General features: G+C 37.2%; 8 protein-coding genes. 1 reads left to right on the top strand and 7 read right to left on the bottom strand.

All coding sequences use genetic code 11. From position 1 onward, the window contains the following. The 3 genes from V6C71_13340 to V6C71_13330 form a co-directional block, all read right to left on the bottom strand. A partial coding sequence (locus tag V6C71_13340; protein ID HEY9769457.1) for a serine hydrolase occupies positions 1-975 on the bottom strand: 975 nt, incomplete at its 3' end. A 61-nt stretch (positions 976-1,036) separates the two neighbouring features. Then, positions 1,037-1,216 (bottom strand): hypothetical protein, encoded by a 180-nt coding sequence (locus tag V6C71_13335; protein ID HEY9769456.1) that lies wholly within the window; start codon positions 1,214-1,216, stop codon positions 1,037-1,039. Positions 1,217-1,747: 531 nt separating this feature from the next. Continuing rightward, on the bottom strand, positions 1,748-3,691 hold the full coding sequence (locus V6C71_13330) for a TniQ family protein (protein ID HEY9769455.1): 1,944 nt from the start codon (positions 3,689-3,691) through the stop codon (positions 1,748-1,750). A 140-nt stretch (positions 3,692-3,831) separates the two neighbouring features. Between V6C71_13330 and V6C71_13325 the strand changes: the two genes are divergently transcribed. Beyond that, positions 3,832-4,044, top strand: coding sequence for a hypothetical protein (locus V6C71_13325; GenBank protein ID HEY9769454.1), 213 nt, complete (start codon positions 3,832-3,834; stop codon positions 4,042-4,044). A 115-nt stretch (positions 4,045-4,159) separates the two neighbouring features. On the opposite strand, the gene V6C71_13320 is transcribed toward V6C71_13325, so the two are convergent. From V6C71_13320 to V6C71_13305, 4 genes are all read right to left on the bottom strand, one after another. Then, the gene (locus V6C71_13320) at positions 4,160-5,059 is read right to left on the bottom strand and encodes a TniQ family protein (protein ID HEY9769453.1); all 900 of its coding nucleotides are present in this window, start codon (positions 5,057-5,059) and stop codon (positions 4,160-4,162) included. A 6-nt stretch (positions 5,060-5,065) separates the two neighbouring features. After that, complete coding sequence (locus V6C71_13315; GenBank protein ID HEY9769452.1) at positions 5,066-6,061, bottom strand: TniB family NTP-binding protein; 996 nt, start codon at positions 6,059-6,061, stop codon at positions 5,066-5,068. Between the two features lie 74 nt (positions 6,062-6,135). Next, on the bottom strand, positions 6,136-8,514 hold the full coding sequence (locus V6C71_13310) for a hypothetical protein (protein ID HEY9769451.1): 2,379 nt from the start codon (positions 8,512-8,514) through the stop codon (positions 6,136-6,138). Then, positions 8,507-8,735: hypothetical protein (locus V6C71_13305; protein HEY9769450.1), on the bottom strand; the 229-nt coding region annotated here is incomplete at its 5' end. The genes V6C71_13310 and V6C71_13305, both read right to left, overlap by 8 nt.

The raw sequence follows: 8,735 nt of genomic DNA, 5'->3' as shown, positions 1-8,735 counted from the left end.
CTCAAGAATGCGTGAGTTTTCATAGCGTCCATTTAATAGATGGGCGAGCGCAAAATTAGCCATATCTGTAGCAGTTGTTTGCATAGATGCAGCAGGGGCAATATTTAGGTACAAGTACGGAACAGATTTAAAAGAACCATTACGATATTGATAGCCTATCGCTAGATCGTTTGCTAAAGGTGGCGGTGCTGGTTGAAGGAAACTGCTGCGACGCATTTCCAGTGGTTGAAAAATGTTTTGCTCGATGTATTGAGAGAAAGGAACACCAGAAATCTTTTCTACCAAATAGCCCAACAAAGCTGTACTATGACTGGAGTAACTGTATAGTTGGCCAGGATGCCAAACTATCGGCGGCATATGCTCAGCCAAGTATTCCCCCAATGGTTTCATGGCGGATGCACTACGAGCAGCAAGTCCGATTCTTCGTTTTGTAGTGCCGTCTGTATGTGTCATTAATTGAGCTACTTTGACGGGTTCAGGAAAAGGATTCTTCAGTTGAAAATCTGTAAGATATTGGTTAACTTCAGCATTTAAATCTAGTTGTCCCTTCTCGTATAATTGCATTGCTGCTGTGGCTGTAACTAACTTGGAGAGAGAAGCAACGCGAAAGAGAGTTTTATCTGCAACAACGGGAATTTTTTTTTCTACGTTAGCATAACCATAACCCTTAGCAAAAAATAGCTTTCCATCTTTGACAACAGAAACAACTCCACCAGGAATATGATTCTTCGCTCTTTCCTGCTCAAAAAAATTGTCTATAAATGCCTCCAATTCTTCTGGCTCATTTAATCCCGGGGCATTAGGAGATGGCTGTACCGACGGTTGTGGTTTAATAATTTGCTCTGGATGACGGTTTAAAATTTCTAATTCGGTTGGAATATTTTTTTGAGCCAAACTTGGTATACCAGACCACAAAAAAATCAAGATAGCTAATATTACTCGATAAATTAACTTACTAGGATATCTATTTTGCATATCTTTTTTTTGAAATATTTTTAGCTGTCCGATTAGGCAAGAAAGTTAAATTTAGCTAGTTCTATCGAAAATTATCTGCTCGAAAACGAGCTAAACCATAGGGAATCGGTTCCGTCAATCCGACGTGCTTACCAGAGATCTGATAGTTAAAAAAGGAATTACCATTTGGTACAACAGGTTGGAGATCTTTGAGAGCGATTTGTACGCTTGTTCGAGCAGGAATTGAGTTAGCAAACGCCACTATGACTCATCGAATTCGATATCCTAAGCCTGAGTTACAATCGGTAGTCCTACTGTCGTCGTTGTTAGGGCGAAAATTGTGGAATAGACTAAGTTTTTCTTCATAAAACTCCTATTTAATTTCTAGATAATTAAAAGTTAATTTTAAATAGTGGAAAAGTCGTGGAAAAAATACCAAAAATATTTATGCTTACGCGACTAAAGAGATGACTGTTATTTCTGGAGGACAAAACCATCGTCCAGGTGATAAAACTGCCTAACCCTCGATTAACGTAAAGATAATTATCGCCAACTCGATGCAATCCCTGCGCCCATTCCCAATGGCTCATAACTTTGGGTCATTTATGCCTTGAGAAAAGGAATCCACGGCCAAAGCGAGCGCTACACTTTTAAAGTTCCCCAATATTCCTTATAAATAACACCGTGGAAATCTTGTTATTTAAGTTTTAGATGTGTTTGATTTTGACTAAGTACTTTTCTTGTTTAAATTTAAAGCTTGTCACTAAAATGAGCTTTTTACTTTTTACTCAGATTAACTATCCTGTATGATTTTGGTTAGATCAACCGTCACTTCTTTTCTCAAAAATAGATACTGTCTTCCGCCATCAATTTCTTTGCCAGTAACGGGTAAAATATGGCGATCGCCCAATAAACTCACTACTTTTCTAGGAGAAGTATCCATCTGACGAGCTAATTCAACAGCAGTTATATACTGGTTGCGAAATTCCTCAATTGATACCTTCAAAACCTTTCGAGGTCTATGTTTACCAGGTTTAATTTCTGCCGACATGAAACCGCGATCGATCCAAAATGCAGCTACTTGTTGTTTGATCCCCAACAAAATGGCAATGTCTGAGACATTCAAAACCTGCTCGTCTTTTTTGTAGTAATCCTCTACCAATCGATCTATATTTTGGGTATCGAAACAATACTGCTTTAGTCCAATTCTTTGAATTTTGCCAACTGGAACAATTGTCCTATCTAAAATTGCGCTAACAAAACGACCAATCGAACATCCCGAACCACTTAACCTGCGGATTGCTAAATCGAAAGAGCATTTGTCTATTTTTCCCCTATCTGTCTTTTCCTTCAACAAAGCATCTATGCGATTTAATAACTCTACTGGTGCATTGCGATTAATCAACCATCTTAAGTATCCATCTGCGGTACGTCCTCTGAAAGCTGACAAACACGAGTGTTCAATCAGATCGACTACAGCTTTACGTCCGATTCCTAAAATTTTAGCTACTTCTTCAGTGGATATGGCATTGGCAAGATTTTGTAAATAAGCTTCTGCGCTTTCTCGTTCAACTAGTACCGATGTCCGCTTGCCCATTTTACGTAACCGACCCTTTAACATTCCACATTGAACTGAGCGCAATACCCAAGCTTCCTTCATTTTTAATAACTTTGCAGTTTCCGCTCCAGACAGGAATTTACGCTCGACATCATCAGGCATTTTAATTCTTCCCAGCTTTGTATTTAAGTAGCCTCCATCCCATTGAGTTGCCAAATAATTCTCAAAAGCTTTATGTAAAAAGCCAAAAGTATGTCGGGGAAAATTTTTGTAGAGCCTTCCATAAAAGTGACCGAAATCCTTAGAAATTCCAGTATTTCGGTCTGAATGAGAACTTTTCTTTTTGCGCCATTCTAGAAAGCTCTCAAAACTTTGGGGAAAATCTTTAAGGTAATCCCAAGCGGAGAAAAGTAAGTCATGTAATTCTTGATTACTGCGACTAGTGGCAATAAATTTACCTGTAGTGTCACCGATATCTACTAATTGTCCTGCAATGAAGGTGAGTAGACTAACCAGGTGTTCTAGTTCTAAATTTAAAATCGGATGTCGCTCACCAATGAGTTGGAGTTGTGCTTGTCCTAATTGTTCCAAACCGCAAGCAGCGAATAACAAATGAGAGGGAATCGTGTCTGGCAATTCGAGGATTTCTGGCTGAATGTTGCGCCAATCTGATTGGCAATATTTGCATTCATTAACCGAATTGCGATCCCAGCGAATAGTGCGATCGCACGCAGGACAAACATCTAAAAGTAAGCAGTGATGAATTGGACAAACTGTAAGAGGAATCAAATTCCAAATCTTGCGACAATAAGACTTTTCTGCCAGACAGCAAGGACAAACTTTCGCTGTTAGCTTGGATAAATTATAAGTTGGCAAGGATCTGCCGAAAAATTTAACACGGGCAACTTTGTTCGATTTATACTCCCGAAAAGCCATTTTCCATAGGGTAGACTCTTCAACCGAAAGTAATTGAGCCAATTTAGAAAAATCGCTGGTAGTGCGATCGCAAAAATTTCCGTTAGCTGCATATTGAGGAATGGATGCCAAATTATAAATCCATTGAGGTGAAGAATAACGGTTAACTTGACTCAAACGAAGAATGTAGCCAGCTAAATCTTCATCTTCATATGGTTTAGGACGACGAAGTAAAATGTTTGGTTCTAAATTCCCAATTTTCATTGCAATTTGTACTTTGCGATCGCTATCTCTCTAAAAATAATATCATATATTTACATCTTATTAGATGCAGATAAACATCGAAAAAGGTCAAGTACTGTATTATGGAACTCATGGGATTAACATGATTAAAGATGTAAATTATGAGTTCTGATAAATCGGTGAGCAAGCGAATCAATGTCACTTTGCCAGATTCGGTGGTGGATGAATTAGAAGATTGGGCAAACGTTCAAGGGCGATCTCTAGCAAATTTGGCAGCTTTTTTACTGGAGATGGCACTGAAGGAAGCGAAGGAAAAAGGAGAAATTCCCTCTCAAGGACTTTCAACCAAGCAAAAAAAGAATCGAGAGCATTGAGGTGATGCTATAGCAATGTATTTATAAATCGCGATCGTGACGAGCTTTATAGTGCAATTGAAGCGATTGTCGTGTGAAAATGTTATGGTTTAGCAAATTGCAATTATAAGAGTAATTATTTCAGGCGAAGATCTTCCAACTTTTGACCGAAGGTGGCAATGAGACTTAATTTCTGTAAATGATTCTTTCTTTGTCCAAATCTCTTGTACTCCAGTCGGTAAAAGCGATCGAACCACTGTAAGAAGTATGATAAGTTGCTGGACTCAGATGTATATATGAGTGCCGATTTTGATAGCAATGTGTGTAAATCTTGATTTGTTGATGGTAATTGAAGTTGATATAAACTATCCCCTGGATTGTGTAGCGAGACAGTAGATCTCATTAGCAGAGATATTTGGGATAAGCTGAGGTCGGAAAGTAGAGATTTAGAATTTAAAGATGTTGATTTTCCCTCTGTTAATTTGCAGCTACGAGCCACTACTTCGCTTAAGTTATTTTCTTCTTGCTTTATCTTGGTAACTAACGTTTCAGCAAACTTCCACCCACATTTACATTTCCAGTCATTCTTCAAGTCATCCCAATTCCACACAGACTGGCATTGTGGGCAAATATCAACTAGCAAGCATTGGTGAAGATAACAACTGGTATAGCACCACAAAGACCAGTGTTTATGGTAGTACCCATCAGTAGCAAAACAAGCTGGACAAATCTTAAGTTTTTCGCGCTCTAACCACTCATAATCCAAAATCGATCCATAAGCTCGAACTTTGCGATCGCCGATTTCTGAAAATATCATCTCCCATAATTGCCCTTTCTCTAACTCTGTCATTTGACTCAATGTGGTTAGATTAATGGTATCTTTCGATAAATAGTTGAGTTTATGGAAATCAGATTGAATGCTGACATAATTCAAAATTGCTTGATAATTATTGTAGCCATTTGCCTGAGTAAGCCGTAGTAAATAGCTCGAAAATATTTCGTTTGCTCCAGGTCTAGGTCTACGTAAAAATGGCATCCTGATTTAACTATGTAAAATACTTCTTAAATTTCCGTTGCGATTGTTTTGATTAATTTGTTTACTTGTATCAAACGCATAACTTGCTTCAAAATCTAGTTTTTTAACCAGAAACGGCTCGGTATATTTAAAAGGCTTTTCATGCTTGAGATGTCTATGATAAAGAGTATTCATAATCTCTAGATCGAGGCGATCTAGATCATTTCTAATTGCTAAAGTAGTTCCTTTACGAATTAGTGTCATAACATGAGCAATAGTGCCGTCAGTAGCGTAATAGATACGCTCTGATAGAGACTTTGTAGCCAACCCAGACTTTTCTGCTAAAGGTAATTGCTCTTCTATATCACTAAGAAATTGGCGAAACAATTCCATCCCCGAATCATTGCGAGGAAAAGGAATCAATTCATGACGGTAAGTAAATCTACGACTTAACTGCCAATTATCAACCTCCAAAATTCTTTTAGACTCAGGTAGCCCAAATAAAACAACGGGTATTCGAGTGTTTAAAATCAGATTCTTTAACCAATCGCAAACGTTTTTTAAAACTTTTTTAGATTCGCGATCGATAAAATGATGAAACTCATCCAGTACAATGAGTTCGACTTGGCACGCAGCCAATAAATCGTATGCTCTGCTGGTCTGATTAGTAGTTGTTCCTTTATTATATAAAGGATCGCCAAGCTTTTTTAAGATAGCTTCGACTAATCCTTTTACCGTTGCAGGAACAGGAATTGGTGTATAAACTATAGGTACTATACTACCCTCATCTGTTTCTTGCCTGGGATAGTTTTGAGCATAAGTTTTGTAGATTGTAGTTTTCCCCGCTCCCGCTTCACCCATCAAAAGAAGACAATCGGGATCGCTATCTGCATTAGTCTCTGGACTGTAATGGCATTCATAAATATCTTCTAGTATCCGATTAAATAATGGATAAGTAGCATAAATTTGATTGGCAGCTATTATTTTTTCTTTAGATGTTGTGTATTTAATATCTTCAGACATAACTTTAAGTATTGAAGCAAGTTTTAATCATAAATAATACAAAACCCAACCTAAATGTGGCTTTCTCTCTGTAATTATCGAGAAGGAGGTTTCCATTGAGGCAATCCGATAGTAGCTCTCGATTTTTCTTCTTGTTTTGCTTGCTGTTCTTTTTTCTCGTTTGTAGATGAGCTTGTTTCAGCTACCTCATCTGTAATGTGCTGCTTTATGCTTGGAGAAAAGGAATCTTTTAGTTGTTTACTGTCAGTTGATTTTTGCTTATTTGTTAGCTTTGTTTTAGATTTATCAGCAACTGATTTTTTTTGAGCTTTTGGCTTTGATTTTTTCCGCGTCTTTAAAGTTTTAGTTGTACTTTTGGTATCAATAGTATCGTTAGGCAATATTTCAACGGCTATTTCTTCGGCTTTTTTATCTAACTCTACAGCACTAGAAAAATCTGATATACCTGCATTAATACTAGATAAGATTGATTCTGAACTAGCAACAATTTCATCAACCGAATCTGCTTGCTCTATCGCTTTAATCGATCGTTCTTGAGCAACAATCACCTCTTCGCCTGTACCCGTTCCCAAATACCTAATTACTTGCTTAGAAGCTTTTGCTGCCTTCGTTTTTTTGATTGCATCGCTAACAATGTCTTGAATTTGCTGTTTGGCTAATGCCAATGCGACAACATCTACGTTCTTTCCTTCTTCAATCAATCCATGATTCAAAGCATATCGATAAATAATTCGATGTTGAACAAGTGAAAGATTTTGAGTGTAATTTTGATTTATAGCTGGAACTGCTATATATTTTCTTGACTGAGGATCGAAGACATGAATAACTGAAATATCATTTCGATTATATTTAAACTTAGTCTTTTCCTTGCTTCTGGTTTTGTTGCTTCGACGAAAATCATTTGCTTGATAGCGATCGCGTAGTGTTTGCAAGCGATCGCTATTGTAGAATAAATAATAAAATTCAATTCCTTTTCTACTAATAGTTCTCTCTTCAATATCGCCCAGTAAAACTTTCAAAGTATCATCGGAACTAGGCAAGGAAATAGGATAGGATTGAACTCCGCAAAGCCAGACAGAAGCACGAGTACTCTTGAGCTTGGTATGTGAACTTTGATTGTGTATATCTATCAAAAATATGTGAATAATCTCTTGCAGTTCTTGTAGCGTCACAACTGCCTGTTTTTTAGCATCGTAATCGTTATTTTCTAAAAACTTGGCACAACTTCCTGGAATTTTACCGCTCAACTGTTTCTGAATACTGCCAAAATATCTTTCAACAGTAGCTTTGTACCAGGGCATTTTAACAGGACAAAACTCCAAATTTATTTTTAGTTCTCTACAAGCATCTTCTAATGATTTCCCTCGAAAATCTGTACCATTATCAACTTTAAGAGTCTCCATCAACCCAAAAGAAGCCCAATCATTTTTCACAGATCTATAGGTCGATCTGACATATTCTTTCGACCTAATACTGTGCAATAAACAGTACATGACTGAAAGATAACTAGGTGGATCGAAGGTTAAGTAATATCCAACTACCGTCTGCGAATAAACATCAATTGCAGTTGTCAGCCAAGGAAGACCTACGGGCAATCGATAATCATCATCAAGGATATAAAAAGGCAGAAGACTGTGATCGATTGCTACAACTTCTAGTGGTCTAGTTGGATTTAAGCCTTGACCTACATTTACGGGCTGATGGATTAAGTCTGAAGTTCTCTTTCCCAACCTTGCTCTATCTCTTTCCTGAGAGGGAATTTTTTTGATAGTGTTGCGAATAGCCATATATTTGGGAAGTTTTAGCTCTGGCAAATTCAAATACTGTCTGCGCTGATTTTTTTCTACAATCAAAACAATTACGCGATCGTAGGTATCTTTAATAGAACCTTGATTGCGATTTAGATATATTTCATCAATTGCTTGTTCGATAATTTGATAAACTTCTGGCTGTAGTCGAGATTCACGGTTTCCTTTCTTTTTTGTATTCGATACCAGAGAATGAATATTCTCTTCAGACTGCTTGTATTTTTTAATCCATTGATAAACGGAATTATGTGAAGGCTTGGGTTTATCTTGAATTTCCTGCGGGATATTTTCGTCTAGTTTTATTTGACGATATACTTCTTTGATAATTGGCTCTAAAGCTTGTTTAGTAGACTTGTTTATACCTTCGTCTAAAACTCTTTTAACATATTTTTCTCGCCAGATCGCATTATTTCTCTCTGTCTGGCTTAGATCGGGAAAAGCAATATACTGTTGAGATTTTTCTGTGATGAACTGAAGTTCACCTTTAAACAAAAAATCTGTAATATCAGTTTCCGATAAGCTCGTTTGTTTTGCTGTAACTACATTGCAGATTTTCCAGTCTCCTGAAGGTATCCGCTCAATTAATTCATATTCTCGTCCGTGTAGTTCAAACTTCAAACCATCTCGCAATGTTATTTTAGACATTTAATAATCTTTCCCAATCAATTTTTTCTGAGACTGCTACGATCTCACTATCTAACTGAATAGGTTGCTTAAGATTTATTTCAAACGAGCAACAGAACATCAACTTGAGCAGTGCGTTACGAGGAATCTTATGACAGTCAAGAATATGATAAATATCTGCTAATGAAGCTGGCACTTGGGATCTAGTAATTTCTACACAATCTCGATATTGCTCGATATCA

Origin of the sequence: Coleofasciculaceae cyanobacterium (assembly GCA_036703275.1) — a bacterium.
Lineage (GTDB): Bacteria > Cyanobacteriota > Cyanobacteriia > Cyanobacteriales > Xenococcaceae > Waterburya.
Note: the sequence above shows the minus strand (reverse complement) of the source record. Positions and strands in the feature narration are given on the sequence as shown.